Here is a 26,063-nt window from a genome sequence, read left to right as displayed (position 1 = left end):
CGCCGGGTCAGGCCGGGCGGCGGGCCGGGGTCAGGCCGGGGCAGGGCGCCAGCGCGCCTCGATCTCCAGCAGGCGTTGCTTGCGCCACAGGCCCCCGCCATAGCCGGTCAGCGCCCCGTCGGCGCCGATCACCCGGTGGCAGGGGATCACCAGGGCAATCTGGTTGGCCCCATTGGCGCGGGCCACGGCCCGTTGCGATCCGGGGCGGCCCAGGCTGCGGGCCAGGGCGCCATAGCTGCGGGTTTCGCCCGGCGGGATCTGGCGCAGCGCCTGCCAGACCTCGCGGGTAAAGGCGCTCCCATGCAGGGCCAGGGGGGTGGTGAAATCGGCGGAGGTGCCGGCGAAATAGGCCGCCAGCTCGGCGCGGATCTGCTCGGTGGGGGGCATCGGCCCGATGCCCAGACCCCCGGGGGTATTCCGCGCCAGGCGCTGTACCTCCGCCGCCAGGGCGCGGCGGTCGGCAAACTCCAGCAGGTGCAGACGGTGGGTGCAGGAGACCGCGATCATGTCGCCAAGGGGCGTGGCGATCCAGTCGGCGCGCAGCGGTGCGTCGGCGCGCAGATGCCCCGGCGCCAGCCCCAGAAGCCGGGCGAAGGCGGCGCGAAAGGCAGACGGGCTTTCGAACCCCGCCTCCAGCTGTGCCGCGATCACCGTTTCGCCGCGCCCCAGGGCCAGAAAGCCGTCGCGCAGCCGCCGTTGCCGCGCCATGTCCAGAAAGGTCATGCCGAAGGCCCGTTTGAACACCCGCCGCACGGTCGAGGGATCCAGGCCCAGGGCGGTGACATCGGCCTCGGTCCAGCGGTGTTCGGGCCGGGCCTCCAGCGCCGCCAGAAGGGGCGGCACCACCGGGTCGTAGGCCCCCGCCGCCACGCCCAGGGGGTGGCAGCGCTTGCAGGGGCGGAACCCGGCGGCCAGGCAGGCGCCGGGGCTGTCGTGAAAGACGCAGTTCTCGCGCCGGGGTTTGCGCGCCGGGCAGGTCAGGCGGCAGAAGATCCCGGTCGAGGTGACACCGACCCAGGCGCGCCCGTCATAGGCGGGATCGCGGGCCAGCAGGGCGGCGTAAAGCGTATCGTCAGAGGGCAGGTCGAACATCATCATGGGCCAAGCCTAGCCCAGGCAGGGCGCGGCTGGCGCCGGAAAACGGGCAGCTATTCCGGCTTTTTCCCCTGCGCCGACGGGGCGGCGGGGGCTTCGGGGTCGAAATGCCACTTGCGGGCGATGGCGGCGTTCAGATCCACATCCTTCTGCCGCGCCACCAGCAGGACCATGCCCAGCAGATCGGCCAGTTCATCCGCCAGATCCTGGTCCAGGGCCTCGGGCGTGGCGTCGCGGCGGCGGCCCCGATGGGTCAGCTTGTTCCAGGCCTTGGCCACCTCGCCCGATTCCTCAAGCATCTTCAGAACGTACCAATCCGCGTCGCGGTCGATGCCGTAGTGGCGGGCGTAGCTGTCCGAGGCAGCCTGGAAGCGGGAGGCGAGGGCGCGCAGCATGGGATCTCCTGTCAGGTCTGCCCCGGTCCTAGCGCCCCGCTGCGGCGCCCGGCAAGGGGCGCGGCCCTAGCCCGCGCCGCCGCCGCCCGGACGGCGCGCACCTGCTCGCATCGGCAGCAGGCGGCCCGGCCCGTCCTCGGGGGCGGCGATGAACTCGTCGTGGTCGCCCCGGGGCAGATCGAACAGGCCCGCCCCCCATTGGCCGCGCCGCCAGTCCAGCTTGGCCGCCTCGATCCGGTCGGGGTCGGAGGCGACGAAGTTCCACCAGATATAGCGCGGCCCGGACAGCGTGGCGCCGCCCAGGGCGAGGAAGCGTGCCCCCTCGGGCCCGGCGCGCAGGGTGATCGCATCGCCGGGGCGAAAGACCATCATCCGGCCCGGATCGAAGGTCTGGCCCGCCACGGTGACCTGGCCATGGGTCACATGCACGCCGCGATCCTCGTGATCGTCGGGCAGGGGGAAGGGCGCGCCGGGGGCCAGGGTGACGTCCAGATAAAAGCTTTCCGAGAAAAGCCGCGCGGGGGCGGCCGCGCCAAAGGCGGTGCCCAGGATCAGCCGGGCGCGGATGCCGCCGGCCTCCAGCAGGGGCAGGGCGGTCTGGGGGAAATGCTCGAAGAGCGGCGCGCGCTCTTCCTCGGCCTCGGGCAGGGCGATCCAGGTCTGTACCCCGTAAAGGGGCCCGCCCGCCTCGGCCGAGGGCGAGCGTTCGGAATGGCTGATGCCGCGCCCGGCCACCATCCAGTTGACGTCGCCGGGGGTGATCAGCTGATCCGAGCCCAGGGAATCGCGGTGCCGGAAACTGCCGTCGAACAGATAGGTGACGGTGCCCAGGCCGATATGGGGGTGGGGGCGCACGTCGATCCGGTCGCCCGCCAGCAGTTCGACCGGGCCCATCTGGTCGAAAAAGATGAAGGGGCCGACCATCTGCCGACGGGGCGCGGGCAGGGCGCGGCGCACCTCGAAGCCGCCGATGTCGCGGGCGCGGGGGATGATCTGCGTCTCCAGCGCCGAGGCGGCGATGGCGTCGGGGTCGGTCAGCAGGGCGTCGGGGTTCCAGCTCATCTCGGTCTCCTTTGAGGCCAAGATAGACCGAAACGCCCGGCGCGCAGCCCCGCAAGCGCGCACAGGGGCTGCTCAGGGGGCGCCAGGGCTCAGGCGGCGTCTTCCTGGATGGCACGGCAGCGGCGCAGCCAGAAGAAATGTTCCTTCTCGTCGCCGGGGCCGAACTGTTCCAGCGCCTCATCGACCAGCGCCAGTGCCCCCGCCGCATCCCCCGCGTGCAGCAGCAGCCGGGCGCGGACCAGTTCGATATAGCGGGTGTCGTGGCGCCCGCCCCGGAACAGCGCGCGCAGCTTGTCGACCCGTGCCAGCGCCTCTTCCAGGCTCAGTTCTTCCCAGCGGCCGGCCTCGCGCAGGGTGGCGGCGGGGATCGTCTTGCGCAGGCGCAGCAGGATGGAATCGTCGGCGCGCGGTTCGACCAGGTCGAAATAGCCGATCAGATGACCCAGCGAGCAATGGATCCACGGGTTGTCGGCATTGTGGAAATCCTGGTTCACCAGCAGCCCCGGCCCGGGGCGCAGGGCGGGCAGGAACCGTTCCAGCACGACGCGGTTCAGCTCGGGCGTCTTGGCGATGTCGACGAAGATCAGATCGACCGGCCCGTCGTCCCAGCGGGCCTGGGTGAAATCGCCCTTGTGGATCTGAAGGGCGCGGGCCACCTCGGCGGTCTGGGCCTCGAACAGGTGCTGGAAATCCGCGCCGTCCCGGAAGGCGGGGTCGATGCGGGTGCGGATGAACTCGGCCATGTCGCCGAACCTGGCCTCGAAGATGTCAAAGCAGTGCAGCCGCGCGGCGCCGTCCCAGGCGGGATTGGCCATCAGCCCGGCCCCGGTCAGCGAGGCGCTGCCCCCCAGGAAAGAGCCCAGTTCCAGCAGCGGATGCCGCCCCGAGACCCAGTCGCGGGCGAGATAGTACAGCATCGCCCCCTCGGCGGGGCCAAGTTGCGCATGGCCGAGTTTCTTCATCGGCCAGGCGATGCGCTGATCCTCGCGCCAGGTCATCGGCGGGTGATCGAGAATTTCCATGGGAACCTCCTGTCACAGGTCTGCGCGACCTCGGGGCCGCGCCGCCATTTCGCCGCAGCTTCCCTAATCATTGATTAAGATCGCCGGACCCGCCGCGCCGTGCCGCCGGTTTTTTGGGCCAAGCGCCGGGGCCGGGGGCGGCGCGCGCAAAGCAGAGTTTACAAAGCCCGGCCCTTGGCCCCATGACGGGGGTATGTCGCACAGGCTTTCCATCATCATTGTCGAACCGGACCGCGACCGGGCCCTGTTGATCGTCGACAGCCTGGCCGAGGCGGGGGATTACGACATCCATGTCATTTCCGAGGTCACCGGCCTGGCGCGCAAGGTGACGGCGCTGAACCCCGATGTGGTGCTGGTCGATTTGGCCAACCCGTCGCGCGACATGCTGGAGGAACTGACCCTGGCCTCTGGCCCGCTGGACCGGCCCGTGGCCATGTTCGTGGATCAGTCCGACGATGGCCTGACCCGCGCCGCGATCGAGGCGGGGGTGTCGGCCTATGTCGTCGCCGGGCTGAAGCCCGAGCGGGTGAAGCCCGTGATGGATGCCGCCGTGGCTCGGTTTCACATGTTCCAGCGGATGCGCACCGAGCTGGAGACGACCAAGCGTGCCCTGGAAGAGCGGAAGGTCATCGACCGCGCCAAGGGTCTGCTGATGAAGGCCCGCGGGTTGGGCGAGGATGAGGCCTATGCCCTGCTGCGCAAGGCGGCGATGGATCAGGGCAAGCGGGTTGCGGATGTGGCCCAGGCGTTGGTCACCACGGCGGGGCTGCTGGGATGACGCCGCAGGTCCTGAACGTGGGGTTCATCCCGCTGGTGGATGCCGCGCCGCTGGTGGTGGCGCAGGAAATGGGCTTTGCCGCCGAGGAAGGGCTGGCGCTGGATCTGGTGCGCGCGCCCAGCTGGTCCTCCTTGCGCGACATGCTGGTCTTTGGCCGGGTCGATGCGGCCCATATGCTGGCGCCGGTGCCCGTGGCCTCGGCCCTGGGGCTGGGGGGCACGGGGGCGGCGCTGTCGGCGGTTTCGGTCCTGTCGGTGAACGGCAACGTGATCGGGGTCAGCAATGCCCTGGCCGAGCGGCTGCGCGCCGTGGGCCATGATTTCGCATTCGACGTTGCCCGCGCGGCGGGCGAGGCGCTGATCCGCGCGAAACCCGCCGACCGGCCCCTGCGCCTGGGCGTGCCCTTCCCCTTCTCGATGCACGCGGAACTTCTCTATTACTGGCTGTCGGCCCTGGGCCTGCCCGCGCCGCAGGGGGTGTCGATCCACACCGTGCCGCCCCCCCTGATGGCCGATGCCATGGCCGCCGGAGAGCTGGACGCCTTCTGCGTCGGCGAACCCTGGGGCAGTATCACGGTGGAAAACGGCGCGGGCGAGCTGTTGTTGCCGGGGCGCGCCATCTGGCAGATGGCGCCTGAAAAGGTGCTGGCCCTGCGCACCGACTGGGCCGAGCGTGAGGCGGCGCTGGTGGGCCGCCTGGTGCGCGCCTGCTGGCGGGCCGGGCGCTGGCTGGCGGAACCCGGCGCGCGGGGGCTGGCGGCCGAACTGCTGTCGCGGCCCGAATACCTGGACCTGCCGGTCGAGGTGCTGGAACGCTCGCTGTCGGGGCGGATGGTGATCAACGGGCGTGGCGATACGCGCGCGGTGCCGGGCTTTGTCGGCTTCCACCGCGGCTGTGCCAGTTTCCCCTGGCGCAGTCAGGCGGAATGGATCGCCCATCAACTGGCCGCGCGCACCGGGCTGGACCGCGACGCCGCCGCCCGCGCGGGCGTCCGCGCCTTCCGCAGCGATCTGCACCGCGCCGCCCTGTCGGGTACCGAGGCCGATCTGCCCGGCGCCTCGTCCAAGATCGAGGGGGCGGTGCGCCGCGAAACCGCCATCGCCTCGGCGGCGGGCCACCTGTCGCTGATCCCCGATTTCTTCTTCGATGGCCGCGTTTTTGAGCCTTTGTCGCCCGATTAAGCCCGAAAACGGCGCTTTTTGCGGCAAATCATGCTGCGCTGCAAAAAACTCGACGCAAATGCACATCCGGTTTTGCCTTTGTGCGACGAATCCCGCATCAAGGATCACAGGTAGGCAATGGCGCCCACCTAACGCATTTCTCCCACCGACTGGGTTTGACTGAGCAGAGCCGCTCGACACTTCGGATGCACCCGCATCCGGGATTGTCAGAGTGGCTTTTCGTGTTTGGCCCGGGTGAAGAAAACCATCCCCGGGTTTCTGAAAAAGAACAGATGACGGGGTATGAAGATGAAGAAACTGCTTCTTTCGCTGGCGGCCTCCACCGCCCTGGTCGCACCGGCAAGCGCCGAGATGCTGGACCTGGAAAAAGACGTGCTGACCTTCGGGTTCATCAAGCTGACCGACATGGCGCCGCTGGCGGTGGCCTATGAACAGGGCTTCTTCGACGACGAGGGCCTGTTCGTGACGCTGGAGGCCCAGGCCAACTGGAAGGTGCTGCTGGACGGCGTGATCTCGGGCACCCTGGACGGCGCCCACATGCTGGCCGGTCAGCCCCTGGCGGCCACCATTGGCTATGGCACCGAGGCGCATATCATCACCCCCTTCTCGATGGACCTGAACGGCAACGGCATTACCGTGTCGAACGAGGTCTGGGAGATGATGAAGCCCAACCTGGCCACCGATGCGGACGGCAAGATCGCCCACCCGATCGGCGCCGAGAACCTGAAGCCGGTGATCGAAAGCTTCAACGCCGAGGGCAAGCCCTTCAACATGGGCATGGTCTTCCCCGTCTCGACCCACAACTACGAGCTGCGCTACTGGCTGGCCGCCGGTGGGATCGAACCGGGCTACTACTCCCCCGAGAACGTCACCGGCCAGATCGGCGCCGAGGCCTTCCTGTCGGTCACCCCGCCGCCGCAGATGCCCGCCACCCTGGAGGCCGGCACGATCAGCGGCTACTGCGTGGGCGAGCCCTGGAACCAGCAGGCGGTGTTCAAGGGCATCGGCGTGCCGGTGATCACCGATTACGAGCTGTGGAAGAACAACCCCGAGAAGGTCTTCGGCCTGTCGGCGGAATTCCAGGAGGCCAATCCGAACACCACCCTGGCGATCACCAAGGCGCTGATCCGTGCGGCCATGTGGCTGGACGAGAACGACAACGCCAACCGTCCCGAGGCGGTCGAGATCCTGTCGCGCCCCGAATATGTCGGCGCGGACTACGAGGTGATCGCCAACTCGATGACCGGCACCTTCGAGTATGAGAAGGGCGACACCCGCGAGGTGCCCGATTTCAACGTCTTCTTCCGCTACAACGCCACCTATCCCTTCTACTCTGACGCGGTCTGGTATCTGACCCAGATGCGCCGCTGGGGTCAGATCGCCGAGGCCAAGCCCGACAGCTGGTACGACGAGGTGGCGAAATCGGTCTACAAGCCCGAGATCTACCTGGAGGCGGCGCGGATGCTGGTGGACGAGGGCCTGGCCAACGAGGCCGACTTCCCCTGGGACAGCGACGGCTACAAGGCGCCGACCCCCTCCGAGGATGTGATCGACGGCATCGCCTATGACGGCCGCACCCCGAACGCCTATCTCGACAGCCTGCCGATCGGCCTGAAGGGCGATCAGAAGGTCGTCGGGAACGAGGTTCAGGGCTGAGCGCCCCTTCGGGCCGCACAGGACCGAGGTCCCGGGGGAGGGCGATAGACCAGCCCCCGGGTCACCCCTGACGACAAAGATCCCAATCGGACTGGCGGGCCATCCCGCCAACCGGACCCCAAACCGAACGCGGGCCATCCCGCCGGATCCAGGAGAAGACCGATGACCACTGTCGATCCCGAATTTGCGCGCGCAGAGGCCCGCGAGGCCCGCCGTGCAAAGCTGTTCACCCGTATCAATTCCGCCGACAAATGGTTCCAGGTGCTGGGGCTGGCGTGGATCACCCCGATGCTGAAGGCCGCCGCCGGCGACAACCCCAAGACACAGGCGAAAGAGGTCTGGCGCCTGCTGGGTGTGCCGCTGCTGGCCATTGCCGTCTTCCTGGCGCTCTGGGGCGCTCTGGCGCCGAAGGTGCAAACCTCGCTGGGCGCCGTGCCGGGGCCCGCCCAGGTCTGGACCGAGGCCGTGGGCCTGCATGAGGCCGCGGTGCAGACCGCCGCCGACAAGGCCGAGTTCGAGGCCCGGGTCGATGCCCGCAACCAGCGTTTCATCGAAAACGGCCAGCCCGAGCGGGTGAAAGAGATCCCCTATACCGGCGCGCCCAGTTACTACGCGCAGATCTGGACCTCGATCAAAACGGTGTTCTTCGGTTTCCTGATCGCCAGCGCCGTGGCCATTCCGCTGGGCATCCTGGCGGGGCTGTCGCTGACCGCCAATGCGGCGCTGAACCCGATCATCCAGATCTTCAAACCCGTCTCGCCCCTGGCCTGGCTGCCCATCGTCACCATGGTCGTCTCGGCGGTCTACACCACCAATGACGGGCTTTTCGCCAAGTCCTTCCTGGTGTCGGCCATCACCGTGACGCTGTGCTCGCTCTGGCCCACGCTGATCAACACCGCCCTTGGCGTGGCTTCGATCGACAAGGATCTGATCAGCGTCTCCAAGGTGCTGAAGATGGGCACCTGGTCGAAGATCACCAAGCTGGTGTTGCCCTCGGCTCTGCCGCTGATCTTCACCGGGCTGCGCCTGTCGCTTGGCGTGGGTTGGATGGTGCTGATCGCCGCCGAAATGCTGGCGCAGAACCCGGGCCTGGGCAAATTCGTCTGGGACGAGTTCCAGAACGGCAGCTCCTCCTCGCTCGCGCGGATCATGGTCGCCGTCTTCACCATCGGGATCATCGGCTTCCTGCTGGATCGGGTGATGTACGCGCTGCAATCCCTCTTCACCTTCTCGAACCAGCGGTGAGCGATATGGGCGTGATCAACTTCACCAACGTTTCCAAAAGTTACGGCGAGGGTACCCGCGCGACCCATGTCCTGAAGGACATCGACCTGAGCGTCGAAGAGGGCGAGTTCCTGGTTCTGCTGGGGTTCTCGGGCACCGGCAAGACCACCCTGATCAACCTGATGGCGGGGCTGGAGATGCCCAGCCGGGGCGCGGTCACCTTCAAGGGCCAGCCGGTCACCGGGCCGGGGCCGGAACGCGGGGTGATCTTTCAGAACTACTCGCTGATGCCCTGGCTGACGGTGCAGGGGAACGTGATGCTGGCGGTCGATACGATCTTCCCGGGTCTGTCGAAGAAAGAGAAGGAAGCCAAGGCCGCCAAGTATATCCAGATGGTCGGCCTGAGCCATGCCACCACGCGGCGCCCGGCGGAACTGTCGGGGGGGATGCGCCAGCGGGTCAACGTGGCGCGCGCCCTGGCGATGAACCCCGAAGTGCTGCTGCTGGACGAGCCGCTGTCGGCGCTGGACGCCCTGACCCGTGCCAACCTGGGCGACGAGATCGAGGCGATCTGGAACGAAGAGAAACAGACCTGCGTGCTGATCACCAATGACGTGGACGAGGCCATCCTTCTGGCCGACCGCATCATCGCCCTGACGCCCGAGGGCACCCTGGGCGAGGAGTTCCGCGTCGACATGCCCCGCCCGCGCGACCGTGGCGCGATGAACAGCGACGAGGCCTTCAAGGCGCTGCGCGCCCGGGTCACCGGCTATCTGATGGATCTGGGGATCGAGGCCAAGGCCGAGGGCACCCGCACCTTGCCCAATGTCGAGGCGATCCATAATGTGCCCAAGGCCGTCAGCGACGCCCAGAAGGGGCTGATCGACAACCGTTTCCTTAGCTTCGAGGGGCTGCACAAGGTCTATCCCACCCCCAAGGGCCCGCTGACCGTGGTCGAGGATTTCAACCTGAAGATGGACCGGGGCGAGTTCATTTCGCTGATCGGCCACTCGGGCTGCGGCAAGTCCACCGTGCTGACCATGACGGCGGGGCTGAACGCGATCTCCAAGGGGGTGATCAAGCTGGACGGCTTCGACGTGCAGGGTGCCGACCCGGAACGCGCCGTGGTTTTCCAGTCGCCCAACCTCTTCCCCTGGCTCTCGGCCAAAGAGAACGTGGCCATCGGGGTCGACAAGGTCTATCCCCGCGCCAGCCAGGCCGAGAAACAGGACGTGATCGAATACTACCTGGAACGGGTCGGCCTGGGCGATGCGATGGACCGCCCGGCGCATTCCATGTCCAACGGCATGAAACAGCGCGTCGGCATCGCCCGCGCCTTCGCCCTGTCGCCCAAGCTGCTGCTGCTGGATGAACCCTTCGGGATGCTGGACAGCCTGACCCGCTGGGAACTTCAGGAAGTTCTGATGGAAGTGTGGTCGCGCACCAAGGTCACCGCGATCTGCGTCACCCATGACGTGGACGAGGCCATCCTTCTGGCCGACCGCGTGGTGATGATGACCAACGGCCCCCAGGCCACCATCGGCAAGATCACCAAGGTCGACCTGCCGCGCCCGCGTACCCGCAAGGCGCTGCTGGAACACCCCGATTACTACCGCTACCGGCAAGACGTGCTTGATTTCCTTGAGGAATACGAGCACGGCGCCCGGCCCAAGCCAAAGCCGCAGGCGTTACAGGCGGCCCCGATCGCGGCCGAATAGGCGCCGCGACCCTCTTTCGAACTGCTTCGCAAACGGGGCGCCCATGTGGGCGCCACGCGACCCCCAACACCCTTCTGACGGAGGAACGACATGGCACAGAAACTGATCGTGATCGGTGCCGGCATGGCCTCGGGCCGGATGCTGGAGCATCTGTTCGACCGCGGCGGCGACTGGGACGTGACCCTGTTCAACGCCGAACCGCGCGGCAACTACAACCGGCTGATGCTGTCGCCGGTGCTGTCCGGTGAAAAGACCTATGAAGAGATCGTGACCCATGACGCCGACTGGTACGAGGGCCACGGCGTCACCTGCCGCTTCGGCGAAAAGGTGGCCGAGATCGACCGCGCGGCCAAGACCGTGACCTCGGAAACCGGCGAGGTTCTGGCCTATGACAAGCTGGTCGTGGCCACCGGCTCGAACCCCTTCATCATCCCCCTGCCGGGCCATGACCTGGAAGGGGTGATCGCCTACCGCGATCTGGAAGACACCAACCGCATGATTGCGCTGGGAGAGCAAGAGGGTGCCCGTGCGGTGGTGATCGGTGGCGGCCTGCTGGGGCTGGAGGCCGCCGCCGGGCTTCATGCGCGGGGCGTGGACGTGACCGTGGTGCATCTGATGGGCCACCTGATGGAACGTCAGCTGGACGAGGCGGCGGGCTATCTGCTGCGCAAGGAGTTGGTGGGGCGCGGGATCAAGGTGCTGTGTTCCACCAACTCGAAAGAGATCCTGGGCGAGAACGGCCATGTCACCGGCCTGGCGCTGGACAATGGAACCGTGCTGCCCTGCGATCTGCTGGTCATGGCCGTGGGCATCCGCCCCAACGTGGCCCTGGCGCAGCAGGCGGGGCTGGCCGTGGGCCGTGGGGTGCATGTGGACGACCAGATGATCACCTCCGACGCCGACATCCTGGCGCTGGGCGAATGCGTGGAACACAATGGCGCCCTCTTCGGCCTTGTCGCCCCGCTGTACGATCAGGCCAAGGTGCTGGCGGCGACCTTGTCGGGCGAAGAGGCGGCTTTCGTGCCGCGCAACGTCTCGACCAAGCTGAAGGTGACGGGCTGCGACCTGTTCAGCGCGGGCGACTTCGCGGAAGGAGAAGACCGCGAGGACATCGTCTTCCGCGACCCGGCGCGCGGCGTCTACAAGCGGCTGGTCTTGCAGGACAACCGCATTATCGGCGCGGTGATGTATGGCGACACCGCCGATGGCAACTGGTTCTTCGGCCTGATGAAGGACGGCGACTGCATCGAAGAGATGCGCGACACCCTGATCTTTGGCCCGGCCTTCCAGGGGGGCGCCTCGGCGGACCCTTTGGCAGCCGTTGCAGCCTTGGCGGATGACGCCGAGATTTGCGGCTGCAACGGCATTTGCAAGGGCACCATCGTCAAGGCGGTGCAGGACGGCGCCCATACCCTGGGCGAGGTGAAGGCGATCACAAAGGCCTCCAACTCCTGCGGGACCTGCACCGGGTTGGTGGAACAGGTGATGGCCGTCACACTGGGCGATGATTTCGTCCTGCCCGGGGCGCAGGGCATCTGCGGCTGTACCGATCTGACCCACGAGGACGTGCGGCGGCTGATCAAGTCGCAAGAGCTGAAAAGCCAACCGGCGGTCTGGCAGGAACTGGGCTGGTCCACGCCGAACGGCTGCCACGTCTGCCGCCCGGCGGTGAACTATTACCTGCTGGCCGACTGGCCGCTGGACTATGCCGACGATCTTCAGTCGCGTTTCGTCAACGAACGGAACCACGCCAACATCCAGAAGGACGGGACCTATTCGGTGATGCCGCGCATGTGGGGCGGGATCACCACCCCGGACGAGCTGCGCGCCATTGCGGACGCCGCCGACAAGTACAAGGTGCCCACGGTCAAGGTGACCGGCGGCCAACGTATCGACCTTCTGGGTGTGCGGAAGGAAGACCTGCCCGCGATCTGGTACGATCTGAATCAGGCGGGCATGGTCTCTGGCCACGCCTATTCCAAGGGGCTGCGCACGGTGAAGACCTGCGTCGGCACCGACCATTGCCGCTTCGGCACCCAGGACAGCACCGGCCTTGGCATCAAGCTTGAGAAGAAGCTGTGGGGGTCCTGGACCCCGCACAAGGTGAAGCTGGGCGTGTCGGGCTGCCCCCGCAACTGCGCCGAGGCGACCTGCAAGGACGTGGGCATCATCTGCGTCGACAGCGGGTATCAGGTGTCGGTGGCGGGTGCCGCGGGGATGGAGGTGAAGGAAACCGAACGCCTGGTCGACGTGCCGACCGAGGCCCTGGCCATCGAATGGACCACCGCCTTTGTGCAGCTTTACCGCGAACAGGCGCGCTATCTGGATCGGCCCTACAAATGGGTCGCCAAGGTGGGCCTGGACTGGGTGAAAGAGGTGCTGGCCGATGCGGCCGAACGCGCCGCCCTGAACGAACGTTTCGAAATCTCGCAATCCGTCTATCGCAAGGATCCCTGGGCCGATCACGCCGAACACCGCGCCGATCTGTACCAGCCCCTGGCAGACATCACCCTGGAGGCCGCGGAATGAGCTGGATCGACATCGGACATATCGACGACGTGCCCCTGCGCGGCGCGCGCCTGGTGAAAACCCCCGTGGGCTGCATCGCCGTCTTCCGCACCGCCGAAGCGGAGGTCTTTGCCGCCTCCAACAGCTGCCCGCACAAGGGCGGCCCCCTGTCCGAGGGCATCGTGCATGGGCGCCATGTCACCTGCCCGCTGCACAACTGGGTGTTCTCGCTGGAAACCGGCGCGGCCCAGGGGGCGGATGAGGGGCAGATCGCCACCTATCCCATCCGCCTGGAAGAGGGGCGGTTGCTGCTGGACGCGGTCGCCGTCGGCAAGCGGAGCGCGGCCTGATGGGCGCCCCGGTCACCCGCTCGACCTGCGCCTATTGCGGCGTGGGCTGCGGCGTGTTGCTGTCGCCCGACGGGCAGGGCGGGCTGTCGGTGAAGGGCGACCCGGACCATCCTGCGAACCTCGGGCGGCTCTGTTCCAAGGGGACGCAACTGGGCGAGACCGTGGGGATGGAAGACCGCCTGTTGCACCCGATGCTGCACGGCGCGCCTGTCGGTTGGGATGCGGCGATGGGCCTGATGGCGGAGAAATTCCGCGCCGCCATCCGCGATCATGGGCCCGACAGCGTCGCCCTTTACGTCTCCGGCCAGCTGCTGACCGAAGACTACTACGTTGCCAACAAGCTGATGAAGGGCTTCATCGGATCGGCGAATATCGACACAAATTCAAGGCTTTGCATGGCCAGTTCGGTGGCGGGGCACAAACGCGCCTTCGGCACCGACACCGTGCCCGGCACCTATGAGGATCTGGAACAGGCCGATCTGGTGGTGCTGACCGGGTCGAACCTGGCCTGGTGCCATCCGGTGCTGTACCAGCGGCTGATCGCGGCGAAAAAGGCCCGGCCCCAGATGCGCGTGGTGGTCATCGACCCGCGCCGCACCGCCACCTGCGACATCGCCGATCTGCACCTGGCGGTGAAACCCGGCGGCGACGTGGCGCTGTTCAACGGTCTGCTGGCGCAGATCCACGACCAGGGCGCGGCGGATGCCGCCTATCTGACCCGGATCGAAGGTTATGACGCCGCCGTCTGCGCCGCCTCGACCACGGATCTGTCCGCCACCGGGCTGGACGCCGCCGATCTGCGCGCCTTCTACGACCTCTGGGTGCGGACCGAGAAGGTCGTCACCGTCTATTCCCAGGGCGTGAACCAATCCAGCAGTGGCAGCGACAAGGTGAACGCGATCCTCAACTGCCACCTGGCCACGGGGCGCATCGGGCGGCCAGGCATGGGGCCCTTTTCCGTCACCGGACAGCCCAATGCCATGGGCGGGCGCGAAGTGGGCGGGCTGGCCAATATGCTGGCCTGCCACATGGATCTGGAAAACGCCGATCACCGCAACGCCGTCCGCAGCTTCTGGGACGCGCCCACCATGGCCGACCGTGCCGGGCTGAAGGCCGTCGATCTGTTCCGCGCCGTGGGCGAGGGGCGGATCAAGGCGCTGTGGATCCTGCACACCAACCCGGCGGTCTCGATGCCCGATGCCGACGCGGTGCGCGACGCCATCGCGGGGTGCGATTTCGTCGCCGTCTCGGACATCACCGGGGCCACGGATACCGCGCGGCTGGCCGACCTGCTGTTGCCCGCCACCGGCTGGGCCGAGAAATCCGGCACCGTCACCAATTCCGACCGCACCATCAGCCGCCAGCGCGCCCTGTTGCCCGCCCCGGGCGAGGCGCGCCCCGACTGGTGGCAGCTCTGCGAGCTGGGCCGCCGCCTGGGTTGGCCCCGCGCCTTCGATTTCGACGGCCCCGCCGAGATCTTCCGCGAATATGCGGCCCTGTCGGGGATCGCCGGGGGCTTTGGCCTCGACTTCGACATCTCGGGCCTGGCGGGGCTGACCGACGCCGCCTATGACGCGCTGGAGCCGACCCGCTGGCCGGTGGCCGGCGACCGCCAGGGCGGGCGCTTTTTCGGTGACGGGCGGTTCTTCACCCCCTCGGGCAAGGGCCGGATGCTGGCGCTGCACCAGCGCGGCCCGGCGGTTGAGGTCAGCGAGGCCTTCCCCTTCCGCCTGAACACCGGGCGCATCCGCGACCAGTGGCACACGATGACCCGCACCGCGCGCTCGGCCCGGCTGTCGGCGCATCTGCCCGAACCCTTTCTGGAGATCCACCCCGAGGACGCCGCCGCCCGCGGCATCGCGCCTGCCGATCTGGTCGAGGTCACCAGCCCCACGGGCCGCGCCATCCTGCGCGCCCTGCTGACCGACCGCGTGCAGCGGGGCGAGGTCTTCGCCCCCATGCACTGGACCGGCGAAACCGCCCCCTCGGCGCGGATCGACACGCTGGTGGCCGCCGTGGTCGACCCGGTCTCGGGCCAGCCCGAAAGCAAGGCGGCGGTGGCCCAGGTGGCGCGCTGGCAGGGGGGCTTCTACGCCTTTGCCGTGGCCGCTGACCGCTTTACCCCCTCTGCCGCCTACTGGGCCCAGGCGAAGACCGGCCAGGGCTGGCGGGCCGAGATTGCGGATGCCCATTGCCCCGAGGACTGGGGGCGTTACCTTTGCGCCATGTTCGATTGTACCGAGGACGAAATGCAGGTGGTCACCGATCCCGCGCGCGGCAGCTACCGCGCCGCCGTGATCCGCGACGGGCGGTTGCAGGCGGCCTTTTTCGCCGCGCCAAAGCCGGTGGCGGTGATGCGCGACTATCTGGCGACCCTGCCGGGAACCGAGGCGCCCATGGCCCTGTCGGGCCGCGCGGGTGCCGACCGGCCCGACCCGGGGCCGGTGCTGTGTTCGTGCTTTGGCATTGGGGTCAACACCATCCTGACGGCGATAGAGACCGACGGGCTGATCTCGGTCGAGGCGATCGGCGCGGCCCTGGGGGCGGGCAGCAACTGCGGTTCCTGCCGACCGGAACTGGCCGATCTGCTGGCCCGCGTGGCGCCCCCCGCCCGGGCCGAGGCGGCAGAGTGAGCGCGCAAAGCCTGGCCCCCTATTGCCGCATCCTGGCCCGGGGCCCGGGCCGGTCGCGGTCCTTCACCCAGGGTGAGGCGGCAGAGGTCATGCGCCTGATGCTGTCGGGCCAGGCCGAGCCCGAGGCCCTGGGCGCCATCCTGATGCTGCTGCGGATGAAGGGCGAGACGGCCGAGGAAATCGCCGGGTTCGCCGAGGCCGCCCGCGAGGCCCTGCCGCAGATCCCCCGGCCCGCGCTTGACTGGCCCAGCTATGCCGCCGGGCGCACCCGAGGGCTGCCCTTCTTCCTGCTGGCCGCCCGGCTGGTGGCCCAGGGGGGCCATCCGGTGTTGCTGCACGGCTGGAATTCCGAACACCACATGGCCGAGGGCGCCTCGGTCCGCGCGGCGCTGCCCCATGCGGGGATCCCGGTGGCGGGGTCCGTGCCCGAGGCGGGGGCGCTGCTGGCCGGGTCCGGCATCGCCTATCTGCCGCTAGAGCGGTTTCAACCCGGCCTGCTGGATCTTCTGCGCCTGCGCGACCGGCTGGGGGTGCGTAGCTGCATCAACACGGTGCTGCGGGTGCTGAACCCGGCCCGCGCCGCGGCCTCGGTTCAGGGGGTGTTTCACCCGCCTTATCGCGAGTTGCAGGCCGACGCGGGCCGCCTGCTGGGCCAGCAGGCCCTGACGGTGATCAAGGGCGGCGGCGGTGAGTTCGAGCGGAACCCCTTGAAGGAAATATCCCTTTTCGGTCTGCGCGAGGGCGCCCCCCTGGACCGGCTGGCGCCTGCCCGCATGGCCGAGACGGGCCGGTTGAACCGGGGCTGGAGCGATCCGGCGCTGCTGGCGCGGCTGTGGTCGGGCGACTGGGCCGATGATTTCTCGCTCCAGATCGTTCTGGGCACCGCCGAACTGGCGCTGGACACCCTGGGTTTGGCCGATCCGGGCGCCGAGGCGCGGCGCCTGTGGGGCGCCCGCGCCGGGGTCGCGGCCTGAGGCCTAGCTGGCCGCGCGCACCTGGTCGACGATGCTTTTCAGCACCTGGTCCAGCAGGGCCATATCCTCGGCCTCGCCCATGACCCGGATCAGCGGCTCGGTCCCCGATTTGCGGATCAGCAGCCGCCCGCCCTTGCCCAGGGTCTTTTCGCCCGCCGCGATGGCCTCTTGCACCGGCTCGGCGTCCAGCGGCGCCTTGCCCTCGGCGTAGCGCACATTGATCAGCTTTTGCGGCACCGGCTCGAACACGCTGGCCAGCTGGCTGGCGGGCTGGCCGGTCTCGACCATGGCCGAAAGGAATTGCAGCGCCGCCAGCAACCCGTCGCCGGTGGTGGAATGGTCGGTCATCACGATATGGCCCGACTGTTCGCCGCCCAGGTTGAAGCCGCCGGCCTGCATCCGTTCCACCACGTAGCGGTCGCCGACATTGGTCCGCTCCAGCCCGATCCCGCGCCCTTCGAGGAAACGTTCCAGGCCAAGGTTCGACATCACCGTCGCCACCAGGCTGCCGCCCGCCAGCTTGCCCTCTTCGGCCCAGCGGGCGGCGATCAGCCCCATGATCTGGTCGCCATCGGCCACCCGGCCGGTCTCGTCGATCAGGATCACCCGGTCGGCGTCGCCATCCAGGCAGATCCCCAGGTCGGCGCGGGTTTCACGTACCCGGCGCGCGGCCTGTTCGGGGTGGGTCGAGCCGCAGTCCTCGTTGATGTTGAACCCGTTGGGTTCGACACCCAGGGGGATCACCTCGGCGCCCAGCTCCCACAGCACGGCGGGGGCGGTGCGATAGGCGGCGCCATTGGCGCAATCCAGCACCACGCGGAGCCCGTCCAGCCGGGTGCGGCGCGGCAGGGTCGCCTTGGCATATTCCACATAGCGCCCGCGCGCGTCCTCATAGCGCTTGGCGCGGCCGATGTTCTGCGGCTGCGCCGGGGGCACGCCCGCCTCCATCAGAGCCTCGATCGCCTCTTCCGCCTCATCCGACAGTTTGAACCCGTCGGGGCCGAAGAACTTGATCCCGTTGTCCTGGGCCGGGTTGTGGCTGGCCGAGATCATGACGCCCACATCGGCGCGCAGGCTACGGGTCAGATAGCCGATGGCCGGGGTGGGCACCGGACCCAGCAGGAAGACGTTCATGCCGGTCGAGGTGAAGCCCGCGGTCAGCGCGTTTTCCAGCATGTAACCCGACAGCCGCGTGTCCTTGCCGATCACCACCCGGTGGTCCTGCTTGTCGGTGCGGAAATAGCGCCCCGCCGCCGCCGCCAGTTTCAGCGCCACATCGGCCGTCATCGGCCATTTGTTTGCCTGCCCGCGCACCCCGTCGGTGCCGAAGAGTTTGCCTGCCATCTGCTGCCGTCCCGTTCCGCCGTCTCGTGCCTGTGTCCCCGGGGGGGGCAGGGCGCGCGATTGCGCCCGGGCCCGCCCGATCTTGCGCAGCAGCTATAGGGGGCGGTGGCGCGCCTGCGCAACCGGCGCGGCGCGGAAAGCCGCCCGGGCTGCCGCCTTTCCCGGCGGTCCTCCGCCGTAGATTTTACGATTTGGTAACAAACCCCTGGCGCCATGGGATCTGCGTTGATCCCCCGGTCTGCCCCGGTTACCACTTTCAGGCGACCTCTTTCGTTCCTTTTCAAACGGATGTCTTGGCATGACCAAACCGCTTTCCACCGTCACCCCGAATACCTGGGAATTCCTGCGCGATCCGATGATCAAGCCGACGGGGTTCCGGGAATACGATGCCCGCTGGAAATACCCCGAAGAGATCAACCTGCCCGGCATGACCGCCCTGGGCCTGGGGCTGGGCACCCAGATGCTGCAACGCGGCCTGCCGCCGGTCATCGCCGTGGGCAACGATTACCGCGACTATTCGCTGACCATCAAGAACGCGCTGATCCTGGGCCTGGTGCAGGCCGGGATCACCGTCAAGGACATCGGCCCCTGCATCACCCCCATGGCCTATTTCAGCAGTTTCCACCTGGGCGGTTGCGCCGTGGCCATGGTCACCGCCTCGCACAATCCCAACGGCTGGACCGGGGTCAAGATGGGCTTCGACATGCCCCTGACCCACGGCCCCGACGAGATGGCAGAGCTGAAGGACATCGTGCTGAACGGCAAGGGCCAGGCCCGCGACGGCGGCAAGGTGGAATTCGTGGATGGCGTCTGGGACGCCTACATGGATGACCTGCTGGGCGGGTTCAAAATGACCCGCAAGCTGAAGGTGGTCTGCGCCACCGGCAACGGCACCGCCTGCGCCTATGCGCCGGAACTGTTCCGCCGCATGGGGGTCGAGGTGGTCGAAAGCCACAACACCCTAGATTACACCTTTCCCAACTACAACCCGAACCCCGAAGCCATGGAAATGCTGCATGACATGGCCGACAGCGTGAAGGCCTCGGGCGCCGATTTCGCCCTGGGCTTCGACGGTGACGGCGACCGTTGCGGTGTGGTGGATGACGAGGGCGAAGAGATCTTTGCCGACAAGGTGGGGGTGATCATGGCGCGCGACCTGATCAAGCTCTACCCCGGGTCCACCTTCGTGGCCGACGTGAAATCCACCGGCCTCTTTGCCAGCGATCCCGAGCTGATCGCCGGCGGCGCCAAGGCGGATTACTGGAAGACCGGGCACAGCCACATGAAGCGCCGGGTGCATGAGCTGGGCGCGCTGGCGGGCTTCGAGAAATCGGGCCATTACTTCATGGCCGAGCCTGTGGGCCGGGGCTATGACGACGGGATGCGCGTGGCGGTCGAGATCTGCAAGCTGATGGATCGTAACCCGGACATGAAGATGTCGGACCTGCGCAAGGCCCTTCCGGTGACCTATTCCACCCCGACCATGTCGCCCTATGCGGCGGATGAAGAGAAATACGACATCCTTGAGCGCATCGTGCAAAAGCTGGTGGCCAAGGCCGAGGCGGGCGACAGTTTCGCCGGGCGGGCGATCAAGGAGGTGGTGACGGTGAACGGCGCCCGGGTGATCCTGGACAATGGCTCTTGGGGTCTGGTGCGCGCCTCGTCGAACACGCCCAACCTGGTGGTGGTCTGCGAAAGTTCCGACAGCGAGGAAGAGCTGCGCGCGATCTTCAAGGAGGTCGACGATGTGATCCGCACCGAACCGGCCGTGGGAGACTACGACCAGACCTTCTGATCGGGTTTGTCTGATCCTGTCGCGCGGACCTTGCTGGTCCTGTTGCGCGGATCCTGTTGGGGTGCGCGGCGCGCCTCGCGCCCTGACGGTTGCGCATCGCGGGGCCGGGCTCTTTTCTTTGGGAAGGGGCCGGCCCCTTTTTTTGCTGCGTTTCGGCGATGGGTGGCAAAGGGCGCAGGCGTCGTAGGGTGGATGCCAATCCACCCTGCGCCCGCCCGCGCAGCAGTCAGCGGACGATGAATTCCGCGTGCAGCGCCCCCGCCGCCTTGATGCTTTTCAGGATGTCGATCATGTCGCGCGGCGCTACCCCCAGGGCGTTCAGCCCGGCGACCACTTCCGACAGCGAGGTGCCCTCGTCGATTTCCGCCAGGCCGATCCCGGGTTCCTCGATGATGTCGGCATTGGTGCGCGGTACCACCACCGTGTCCCCTTCGGCGAAGGGGTTGGGCTGGGCCACCAGCGGCGCCTCTTCGATGCGCAGGGTCAGGTTGCCCTGGCTGACCGCGACCCGGCTGATGCGCACATCGTCGCCCATGACGATGGTGCCAGAGCGCTGGTCGACCACCACCCGCGCCTTGCGTTCCGGTTCCACCAGGATGTTTTCCACCTGCCCCAGGGCATGGGCCGGAGAGGGCTGGCCGGTGGCGGTGATGTCCAGCCGCACGGTGCCGGAATCCAGCATCCGTGCCGCGCCGGTGCCGAAGGCGGCGTTGATGGCGGTTTCGATCCGGGCGGCGGTGGTGAAATCGGGCTCGCGCAGGGCCAGGCGCAGCGATGACAGGGCGGAAAGCTCGAACTCGACCTCGCGTTCCACCCGCGCCCCGGCGGGGATCACCCCGGCGGTCGGCACCCCCTGCACCACCTGGGCCGCCTCGCCCTGGGCGGCGGCGCCCCCGGCGATGATCGTGCCCTGGGCCACCGCATAGATCTGCCCGTCGGCGGCGTTCAGCGGCGTCATGATCAGCGTGCCGCCCAGCAGGGAAGAGGCATCGCCGATGGCCGATACCGTCACGTCGATCTGCGATCCGGCGCGCGAAAAGGGGGGCAGTTCGGCGGTGGCGAAGACGGCGGCGACATTCTTTGGCCGGAACTGTTCGCCGGTGACGTTGACCCCCAGCCGTTCCAGGATGTTCGACATGATCTCTTCGGTGAAGGGAGCGTTGCGGATCCCGTCGCCGGTGCCGTTCAGCCCTACCACCAGACCATAGCCCACCAGGTCGTCGCCGCGCACCCCGTCGAATTCGACCAGATCCTTGATGCGGATCGGCCCGGCGGCCAGCGGCGCAGCCAGCAGCGTGAGGCCCAGCAGAAGGGCAGAAAAGAGGCGGATCATCGCAGGTAATCCGTCAGCGACAGGCGCGACAGTTTCACCGTCAGCGCGTAAAGGGCTTCGAGCTGGAATTGCACATCCTCCAGCTGGGTGGCGGTTTCATAGGGGTCGACCGCCAGCAGTTCGGATTGCGCGATCAGATATCCCGCGCGTTCCGACACCACCCGGGCCGAGGCCTCTTCGGCGCGGGTCTGGGCATAGCCCAGGTCGGCGCGCAGCTGCACGATGCCTTCCTGCTGGAAGGACAGCCCCTCGCCCGCGGCCTTCATCATCTCGATCTGCACGCTGGCATCGAAGCCCAGGGTCGGGTCCGAGGCCAGGGCGGCCAGGGCGGTGTGTTTCATCAGTTCGCGCAGGCCCGGGTCGTCGGCGCGCAGGTCCAGGTCGACGGTTTCCCCCTCGCCCAGCAGGAAGGGGCGCAGCGAGGTGGCGCTGCCCTGATAGGCCACCGTCTCGAAGTCCCCCCCGGCGCCGAACCATGTGTCCAGCACCCCCTGCACCCCGGCCAGGTCGGTCTGGCCGGCCAGGGCGGTGCGCAATTCGGTCAGGATCTGCTCGGAGGAGATTAGGGGCGAGGTATCGCTGTCGACACCGGAAAAGATGGCGCGCCCCGCCACGGTGGTGTTCAGCGCGTTGACCATGCTTTCCAGGTCTTCCGCCGCCCGGGTCGAGGCGCCGATCACCGCCTCGTCCAGGAAAGAGCCCGCGGCGGTCAGCGCGGCCGAACCCAGGTCGGTGGCCAGGCTTTGGTAGCGTTCCAGCACGTCCTGCATGGTGCCGGTGAACAGGATCGCCTCGCTGGCGGCGGAATCGTACCCCTCCAGCAGGGTGAGGTTGCGTTCCACATCGGCCAGGTAGGAATAGCTGCCAGACAGGTGGCGGGCCACATCGGCGGTGCGCCCCGAGGCCAGTTCCTGGCTCAGCAGGTTGATCCGGCTTTTCAGGTCGGTGTTCTGCTGGCGCAGCATGAAGCTCTGCGCGAGGTCGCCTATGGTGATCGGGCTTGGCATGGCTCAGATACTCATCAGTCGGTCGAGGAGATCCTCGATGGTTTGCACCAGGCGGGCATTGGCGCCGTAGGTCTGTTCGATCAGCAACAGGCGCTGCATCTCTTCGTCGGTATCGACCCCGTCGGACAGCAGCCGCGCCTTCAGTTCGGCCTCGCGGGTGGTGGCGAAGGTCAGGCTTTGTTCCGACAGGTGCCGTTCGGTGCCCGCCATCGAGATCAGCGACGAGGCCAGATCGGGGGCCGACATGGCCGAGGTGGCGAAGGGGCCCGAGGCGGGGGTGCGTTTCACCGTCAGCGCCGACAGCATGTCCTGCAACAGCGCCGCATCAGAGACCGGGCCCGTGGTCACGGCGTTGATCCCGTCGCGCAGGCGCCAGGTCTCGCCGCCCTGGGCGGGGTCGACCGCCGCGTTGATCCGCAGCCGCCCGGCCAGGCCTGTCTCGTCGGCGGGCAGGAAGGCGCCGCCGCCATCGGTGAAAAGCCCCGCATCGCCGGGCAGCAGGGTCGGATCCGGGGCCGGATCCTGGAACCGTTCCACCAGGTCGCGGGCCACGGAATCGACCCGGGCCTGGGCCTCTTCCGCCAGGCTGTCGCGGGCCCGGAACAAGGCGGCCAGGCGCCCGCCCTGGATCGGGCTGCGGGCCGCCTCGGGATCCACCGCCACGCCGTTGATCGTCAGCCCCGACAGCAGGCCCGCGCCCAGGGTCTGGTTGGCGGTGATCAGGTTGGTCCGGGTAAAGCCGAATTCGACCGCGGACGAGCCATCCAGCAGGATTGCCCCCCCGGCGGAATAAAGCGCCACGGTGTCATTGGCCCGGGCCACCTCGATCACGGGGACATAGTCGGACAGCTCGTCGATCAGGGCCTGGCGGTGGTCGATCAGCGAGTTGGGATCGCCGCCGGTCATCCGCGCCTTGTTGATGCCGGTGTTCAGCTCGGCCACCTGGTCGAGCAGGGTGTTGATCCTTGTGACGCCGTCATTGATCTCGGCGTCGGCCTCCATCCGGATGTCCTGGATGCCGTCGGTGATGCGCCCGAAGACCTCGACCACCTCTTGCGCGGCGTAAAGGGTGGTGGTCAGCCGTTCCGACAGGTCGGGGCGCGAGGCGGCGGCGATCAGCGCGCTTTCGAAGCCGGTCAGCCGCCCCGACAGCGAGGCGCCATCCTCGGGCGTGCCCAGCAGATCCTCGACCCGGCTGTAAAAGCGGCTGATCGTGTCGCTGTCTTGCAGCGCGGAATTGGCCTCTCGCCGGTCGGCGACCAGCCCGTGATCCACGTGACGCACCACCCCGTCCACCTGCACCCCGCCGTAGGATCCGGTGGACCGGGCAGAGATTTCCAGCGTGCGGCGGGCGTAGCCCTCGGTCATCGCGTTCGAGATGTTCGAGGCCACGACCGAGGAATTGCGCGCCGTGGCGGTCAGGCCCGACAGGGCGTTGGACAGGGCACCGGAAAGGGACATGGCTCAGACCTCGGGGGTTGCGAAACGGGCGCGCCGCCGGGGCGGCACACCCGGGGTCAGGGGTTAGCGTTTGATATTCGTGGTTTCCTGAAGCATCTCGTCGACGGTCTGGAAGACCTTGGCGTTGGAGGAATAGGCCCGCTGGGTGCGGATCATGTCGGTCAGTTCGCCCGCCACATCGGTGCCGGATTCCTCGCGCGCGTAGGACACGATGTCGCCGGTCGGCCCGTCGCCCGCATCCCACAGGTAGAATCCGCCGCTGTCGGGGGTCGGTTTGTAGGTCTGATAGTCCAGCGATTTCATGCCGTTGACATTGGTCACATCGGCCAGGGGCACCTGGTACAGCACCAGGGCCTCGCCGCTTTCGAAGAAGGCGCGCACATAGCCGTTCGCGTCGACCTCGACCCCGGTCATGTTGGACACGGCCGAGCCGTCCTTGTTGATGCCCGTGGGCGCGAAATCATCGCCCAGCTGGCTGAGGCCGCCGCCCGCGCCGTAAAGGCCGAGGTCGATCTCGATCGGGCCGCTGTCGACGGTGATGACGATGGTGCCGGTGGCCGGGTCATAGGCGGTGCCGACGCCGGTCAGCGTGGCATCGGCCAGGGTGCCCCCGTCGGTGCGGCTGTCGTTGAAGGTCAGGTCATATTCGCCCACCACCGCGGCCGAGGCGCTGTCGGTGATCTCCATCGACCAGATGTTACTGGCCCCGGGCCCGGCGACGTTGGGGGTAAAGACCACCGTCAGCGTCTCGGCCTTGCCCAGGTTGTCGAAATACTCGATCGTCACCTCCAGCGGGTCGCCGCTGGCGGTATCCTCGGTCTCAGTCGCGGGCAGGTTGATGCCCAGGTTGATCGCCGTGGTCGGGTTGCCGGCATAGGTCGAGGGGTCGATCTGCACCGGCATCAGCGCGCTGGAGGTTTCGCGCGGCACATTGGGGAAAGAGCCGTCGCCATTGGCCGGCCAGCCCAGCAGGATCAGCCCCGTCTGGGTCTTCAGGTAGCCATCGGCATCCATGCGGAACGAGCCGGTCGAGGTCAGCAGCATCTCGTCGTAGGTGCCCGTCGCGGCGATTTCCGAGGCCAGGGCGACGGGCAGCATCCCGCGTTCGCGCACGGCCAGGTCGGTGGGGTTGTCGGTGGGCACGATGGACCGCCGCTGATCCACCAGCCGCATGGTCGAAGCGCGCACGCCGCCTGCGGTGTAGCGGCCGCCGGTATCGCCCAGCACCAGCGAGCTGAAGTCGGTCTGAACCCGCTTGTACCCGTAGGTGGAAGAGTTGGCGATATTGTCGGCAATGGCCGCCAGGCGGGTGGCATTCGTCTGAAGACCCGCGACGCCCGCATTGAGGGACGAGGAAATAGTCATGAATACGCCTTTCTGCTGCATCGACCTTTTGTCGTGCCTCCGGGCTAAGGGCGCGGCCTTAACACCGGGCTAACAGAGGGGCGTTCGGTTAAAATGCGCCGCACTTCCCTGGCCGCTATCCGCCTGCGTCCTGCGCCGCCCGGCGGGTGTCGCGCGGCGCTTCGCCATAGCGGGCGCGATAGCTGTCCGAGAAGAGGGCGGGGGTGGAAAACCCCGTCATTGCCGCCACCTCGCCCAGGGGCAGGCGCGAGGCGGTCAGCAGATCGCGCGCCGTGGCCAGGCGCATGTCGCGGTAGGCGCGGATCACCGAGCGCCCCATGGCGGCGGCGAACTGGCGCTGCAACTGGCGCGGCGACAGGCCGACCAGGGCGGCGATCTGGCCCAGGTCCAGGGGGTCGGCCTGGTGGGTCTCCATCAGCTCCAGCGCCTCCAGCACGGGGCGGGGCAGGGCGCCGTAGCGGGCGCTGATTCCGGCCTGTTGCGGCGCCTCGGCCGGGCGGATCTGGGTCTGGATGAACCAGTCGGCGATGCGCCGGGCAAAGGCGGTGCCGTGATCGCGCGCCAGGATCGCCTGCATCATGTCCAGCGGCGCGGTGCCCCCGGCACAGCTGTAGCGGTCGCGGTCGATCACGAAGAGGCGCCGTTCCAGCAGGAAATCCGGCGACAGGGCGCGCAGCTGGTCCAGGTGGTGCCAGTGGACGGTAAAGCGGCGCGCCTCCATCAGCCCGGCCTGGGCCAGGATCGCCGCCCCGCCCGAGATGCCGCCCAGGGGCACCCCCGCCGCATCCAGCCGCCGCAGCCAGCCTGCCAGGGTCGGATCGCGCAGCGCCAGCGGGTCCCCCCCGGCCACCACGAAGACCAGGTCAAAGGGCCCTTCGGCCCGGGCCAGCGCCGTGGTGTCGATGGTGAAGGGCAGCGACGAGGCCACCGGCCCGCCCCGCCGCGACAGGGGCACGATATCGTACAGGGGCACGTCCGAGAACAGGTTCGCCGCCCGCAGCGGTTCCATCGCGGCGGCGGTGCTCATCATCGCGTAGCCGTCGATCAGGACAAAGCCGATCCGCTTTGGTGCCATGTCTGTCCCTTTTTCGAAAATGGATGACCCTTTGGCGAAATACCCTGCGCCGCCCGCGCGGCTAGATCAAGGGCGCAGCAGCAAGGA

20 protein-coding genes are annotated in these 26,063 nt (G+C 68.0%); 10 read left to right on the top strand and 10 right to left on the bottom strand.

Annotated features, from left to right (window positions below):
- Window positions 1-30: 30 nt before the first annotated feature.
- From ACRARE_RS05445 to ACRARE_RS05430, 4 genes are all read right to left on the bottom strand, one after another.
- Entirely contained in the window at window positions 31-1,095 is a 1,065-nt protein-coding gene (locus ACRARE_RS05445; protein WP_432655658.1) for a bifunctional transcriptional activator/DNA repair enzyme AdaA, read from the bottom strand.
- Window positions 1,096-1,148: 53 nt separating this feature from the next.
- The gene (locus ACRARE_RS05440; RefSeq protein WP_432655393.1) at window positions 1,149-1,490 is read right to left on the bottom strand and encodes a MazG nucleotide pyrophosphohydrolase domain-containing protein; all 342 of its coding nucleotides are present in this window, start codon (window positions 1,488-1,490) and stop codon (window positions 1,149-1,151) included.
- A 66-nt stretch (window positions 1,491-1,556) separates the two neighbouring features.
- Complete coding sequence (locus tag ACRARE_RS05435) at window positions 1,557-2,552, bottom strand: pirin family protein (RefSeq protein WP_432655392.1); 996 nt, start codon at window positions 2,550-2,552, stop codon at window positions 1,557-1,559.
- Between the two features lie 89 nt (window positions 2,553-2,641).
- The gene (locus tag ACRARE_RS05430; RefSeq protein ID WP_432655391.1) at window positions 2,642-3,574 is read right to left on the bottom strand and encodes a class I SAM-dependent methyltransferase; all 933 of its coding nucleotides are present in this window, start codon (window positions 3,572-3,574) and stop codon (window positions 2,642-2,644) included.
- A gap of 193 nt (window positions 3,575-3,767) precedes the next feature.
- Here ACRARE_RS05430 and ACRARE_RS05425 point away from each other — a divergent pair, with 193 nt between their 5' ends.
- The 9 genes from ACRARE_RS05425 (at window position 3,768) to ACRARE_RS05385 (ending at window position 16,596) form a co-directional block, all read left to right on the top strand.
- A complete protein-coding gene (locus ACRARE_RS05425; protein ID WP_432655390.1) occupies window positions 3,768-4,352 on the top strand; it encodes an ANTAR domain-containing response regulator in 585 nt (194 codons plus the stop codon).
- Complete coding sequence (locus ACRARE_RS05420) at window positions 4,349-5,533, top strand: CmpA/NrtA family ABC transporter substrate-binding protein (RefSeq protein WP_432655389.1); 1,185 nt, start codon at window positions 4,349-4,351, stop codon at window positions 5,531-5,533. The genes ACRARE_RS05425 and ACRARE_RS05420 overlap by 4 nt, the downstream gene beginning before the upstream one ends.
- Window positions 5,534-5,821: 288 nt before the next feature.
- Window positions 5,822-7,189, top strand: coding sequence for a CmpA/NrtA family ABC transporter substrate-binding protein (locus ACRARE_RS05415; protein WP_432655388.1), 1,368 nt, complete (start codon window positions 5,822-5,824; stop codon window positions 7,187-7,189).
- A gap of 162 nt (window positions 7,190-7,351) precedes the next feature.
- The gene (locus ACRARE_RS05410) at window positions 7,352-8,434 is read left to right on the top strand and encodes an ABC transporter permease (RefSeq protein WP_432655387.1); all 1,083 of its coding nucleotides are present in this window, start codon (window positions 7,352-7,354) and stop codon (window positions 8,432-8,434) included.
- 5 nt (window positions 8,435-8,439) lie between these two features.
- Window positions 8,440-10,131, top strand: coding sequence for an ABC transporter ATP-binding protein (locus ACRARE_RS05405; RefSeq protein ID WP_432655657.1), 1,692 nt, complete (start codon window positions 8,440-8,442; stop codon window positions 10,129-10,131).
- Window positions 10,132-10,221: 90 nt separating this feature from the next.
- Window positions 10,222-12,660, top strand: a complete 2,439-nt coding sequence (gene nirB, locus ACRARE_RS05400) for a nitrite reductase large subunit NirB (RefSeq protein WP_432655386.1) — start codon at window positions 10,222-10,224, stop codon at window positions 12,658-12,660.
- Window positions 12,657-12,989, top strand: a complete 333-nt coding sequence (gene nirD, locus ACRARE_RS05395) for a nitrite reductase small subunit NirD (RefSeq protein ID WP_432655385.1) — start codon at window positions 12,657-12,659, stop codon at window positions 12,987-12,989. Before nirB ends, nirD begins: the two co-directional genes overlap by 4 nt.
- Entirely contained in the window at window positions 12,989-15,622 is a 2,634-nt protein-coding gene (locus ACRARE_RS05390; protein WP_432655384.1) for a molybdopterin-dependent oxidoreductase, read from the top strand. Before nirD ends, ACRARE_RS05390 begins: the two co-directional genes overlap by 1 nt.
- Window positions 15,619-16,596 (top strand): glycosyl transferase family protein, encoded by a 978-nt coding sequence (locus ACRARE_RS05385; RefSeq protein ID WP_432655383.1) that lies wholly within the window; start codon window positions 15,619-15,621, stop codon window positions 16,594-16,596. The genes ACRARE_RS05390 and ACRARE_RS05385 overlap by 4 nt, the downstream gene beginning before the upstream one ends.
- Before the next feature lie 3 nt (window positions 16,597-16,599).
- Here ACRARE_RS05385 and glmM read toward each other — a convergent pair whose 3' ends face one another.
- Window positions 16,600-17,940, bottom strand: coding sequence for a phosphoglucosamine mutase (gene glmM / locus ACRARE_RS05380; RefSeq protein WP_432655382.1), 1,341 nt, complete (start codon window positions 17,938-17,940; stop codon window positions 16,600-16,602).
- Between the two features lie 298 nt (window positions 17,941-18,238).
- Here glmM and ACRARE_RS05375 point away from each other — a divergent pair, with 298 nt between their 5' ends.
- Complete coding sequence (locus ACRARE_RS05375) at window positions 18,239-19,735, top strand: phosphomannomutase/phosphoglucomutase (RefSeq protein WP_432655381.1); 1,497 nt, start codon at window positions 18,239-18,241, stop codon at window positions 19,733-19,735.
- A gap of 226 nt (window positions 19,736-19,961) precedes the next feature.
- On the opposite strand, the gene ACRARE_RS05370 is transcribed toward ACRARE_RS05375, so the two are convergent.
- The 5 genes from ACRARE_RS05370 to ACRARE_RS05350 all read right to left on the bottom strand — a co-directional run bounded on the left by ACRARE_RS05370 (window position 19,962) and on the right by ACRARE_RS05350 (window position 25,976).
- Window positions 19,962-21,068 (bottom strand): flagellar basal body P-ring protein FlgI, encoded by a 1,107-nt coding sequence (locus ACRARE_RS05370; RefSeq protein ID WP_432655380.1) that lies wholly within the window; start codon window positions 21,066-21,068, stop codon window positions 19,962-19,964.
- A complete protein-coding gene (locus ACRARE_RS05365; protein WP_432655379.1) occupies window positions 21,065-22,075 on the bottom strand; it encodes a flagellin in 1,011 nt (336 codons plus the stop codon). The genes ACRARE_RS05370 and ACRARE_RS05365 overlap by 4 nt, the downstream gene beginning before the upstream one ends.
- 3 nt (window positions 22,076-22,078) lie before the next feature.
- Complete coding sequence (flgK, locus tag ACRARE_RS05360; protein WP_432655378.1) at window positions 22,079-23,536, bottom strand: flagellar hook-associated protein FlgK; 1,458 nt, start codon at window positions 23,534-23,536, stop codon at window positions 22,079-22,081.
- A gap of 63 nt (window positions 23,537-23,599) precedes the next feature.
- Complete coding sequence (locus ACRARE_RS05355; RefSeq protein WP_432655377.1) at window positions 23,600-24,901, bottom strand: flagellar hook protein FlgE; 1,302 nt, start codon at window positions 24,899-24,901, stop codon at window positions 23,600-23,602.
- Between the two features lie 115 nt (window positions 24,902-25,016).
- Window positions 25,017-25,976: a GlxA family transcriptional regulator gene (locus tag ACRARE_RS05350; protein ID WP_432655376.1), complete on the bottom strand. Its 960-nt coding sequence runs from the start codon at window positions 25,974-25,976 to the stop codon at window positions 25,017-25,019.
- Window positions 25,977-26,063 lie beyond the last annotated feature (87 nt).

The organism is Pseudooceanicola aquaeponti (assembly GCF_050897975.1).
Classification (GTDB): domain Bacteria; phylum Pseudomonadota; class Alphaproteobacteria; order Rhodobacterales; family Rhodobacteraceae; genus Pseudooceanicola.
Note: the sequence above shows the minus strand (reverse complement) of the source record. Positions and strands in the feature narration are given on the sequence as shown.

What these genes read in the sequence shown, in the direction of transcription:
- ACRARE_RS05370 (WP_432655380.1), bottom strand. Translation starts at nt 21,068, where the DNA reads ATGATCCGCCTCTTTTCTGCCCTTCTGCTGGGCCTCACGCTGCTGGCT.
- ACRARE_RS05365 (WP_432655379.1), bottom strand. Translation starts at nt 22,075, where the DNA reads ATGCCAAGCCCGATCACCATAGGCGACCTCGCGCAGAGCTTCATGCTG.
- ACRARE_RS05410 (WP_432655387.1), top strand. Translation starts at nt 7,352, where the DNA reads ATGACCACTGTCGATCCCGAATTTGCGCGCGCAGAGGCCCGCGAGGCC.
- ACRARE_RS05430 (WP_432655391.1), bottom strand. Translation starts at nt 3,574, where the DNA reads ATGGAAATTCTCGATCACCCGCCGATGACCTGGCGCGAGGATCAGCGC.
- ACRARE_RS05355 (WP_432655377.1), bottom strand. Translation starts at nt 24,901, where the DNA reads ATGACTATTTCCTCGTCCCTCAATGCGGGCGTCGCGGGTCTTCAGACG.
- ACRARE_RS05435 (WP_432655392.1), bottom strand. Translation starts at nt 2,552, where the DNA reads ATGAGCTGGAACCCCGACGCCCTGCTGACCGACCCCGACGCCATCGCC.
- ACRARE_RS05350 (WP_432655376.1), bottom strand. Translation starts at nt 25,976, where the DNA reads ATGGCACCAAAGCGGATCGGCTTTGTCCTGATCGACGGCTACGCGATG.
- ACRARE_RS05420 (WP_432655389.1), top strand. Translation starts at nt 4,349, where the DNA reads ATGACGCCGCAGGTCCTGAACGTGGGGTTCATCCCGCTGGTGGATGCC.
- flgK (WP_432655378.1), bottom strand. Translation starts at nt 23,536, where the DNA reads ATGTCCCTTTCCGGTGCCCTGTCCAACGCCCTGTCGGGCCTGACCGCC.
- ACRARE_RS05440 (WP_432655393.1), bottom strand. Translation starts at nt 1,490, where the DNA reads ATGCTGCGCGCCCTCGCCTCCCGCTTCCAGGCTGCCTCGGACAGCTAC.
- ACRARE_RS05415 (WP_432655388.1), top strand. Translation starts at nt 5,822, where the DNA reads ATGAAGAAACTGCTTCTTTCGCTGGCGGCCTCCACCGCCCTGGTCGCA.
- nirD (WP_432655385.1), top strand. Translation starts at nt 12,657, where the DNA reads ATGAGCTGGATCGACATCGGACATATCGACGACGTGCCCCTGCGCGGC.
- ACRARE_RS05425 (WP_432655390.1), top strand. Translation starts at nt 3,768, where the DNA reads ATGTCGCACAGGCTTTCCATCATCATTGTCGAACCGGACCGCGACCGG.
- ACRARE_RS05375 (WP_432655381.1), top strand. Translation starts at nt 18,239, where the DNA reads ATGACCAAACCGCTTTCCACCGTCACCCCGAATACCTGGGAATTCCTG.
- glmM (WP_432655382.1), bottom strand. Translation starts at nt 17,940, where the DNA reads ATGGCAGGCAAACTCTTCGGCACCGACGGGGTGCGCGGGCAGGCAAAC.
- ACRARE_RS05405 (WP_432655657.1), top strand. Translation starts at nt 8,440, where the DNA reads ATGGGCGTGATCAACTTCACCAACGTTTCCAAAAGTTACGGCGAGGGT.
- ACRARE_RS05390 (WP_432655384.1), top strand. Translation starts at nt 12,989, where the DNA reads ATGGGCGCCCCGGTCACCCGCTCGACCTGCGCCTATTGCGGCGTGGGC.
- ACRARE_RS05445 (WP_432655658.1), bottom strand. Translation starts at nt 1,095, where the DNA reads ATGATGTTCGACCTGCCCTCTGACGATACGCTTTACGCCGCCCTGCTG.
- nirB (WP_432655386.1), top strand. Translation starts at nt 10,222, where the DNA reads ATGGCACAGAAACTGATCGTGATCGGTGCCGGCATGGCCTCGGGCCGG.